Source organism: Halomonas sp. ATBC28, assembly GCF_005937175.1.
Taxonomy (GTDB): domain Bacteria; phylum Pseudomonadota; class Gammaproteobacteria; order Pseudomonadales; family Halomonadaceae; genus Vreelandella; species Vreelandella titanicae.
Map to the genome: position 1 here is coordinate 1 of NZ_VCQL01000118.1, position 439 is coordinate 439.

Annotated in this window: 1 protein-coding gene; it reads left to right on the plus strand. The window is 53.3% G+C overall.

The window, feature by feature from the left end:
• Positions 1-439, plus strand: a 439-nt coding sequence (locus tag E0L35_RS25610) for a YhfZ family protein (RefSeq protein WP_212751722.1), incomplete at both ends; no start/stop codon positions are given.

Here is a 439-nt window from a genome sequence, read left to right on the forward strand (position 1 = left end):
GGATAACAAAGCGCTGCTGAGTCATGTGGATATCAACAACGTGGTGTGCGCGATGCCCTTGCCCTATACCCGTTTGTACGAAGGCCTGGCGTGCGGATTGAAAGCCCAGTTTGATGGCATTCCTTTTTACTATGCGCATATGCGCGGCGCGGATATTCGCGTGGAGTGTCTGCTTAATGGCGTGTATGACATGGCGGTGGTTTCGCGACTAGCGGCGGAAAGGTATCTCACGCAAAAAGGCTTATGCCTCGCGCTGGAGTTGGGGCCGCACACCTACGTTGGCGAGCACCAGTTGATTTACCGTAAAGGCGAGTCCGCAAACGTGAAGCGCGTGGGGCTGGATAACCGTTCGGCGGATCAGAAAATCATGACCGATGTTTTTTTTGGCGGTAGTGATGTGGAACGAGTCGATCTCTCTTATCACGAGAGTTTACAACGC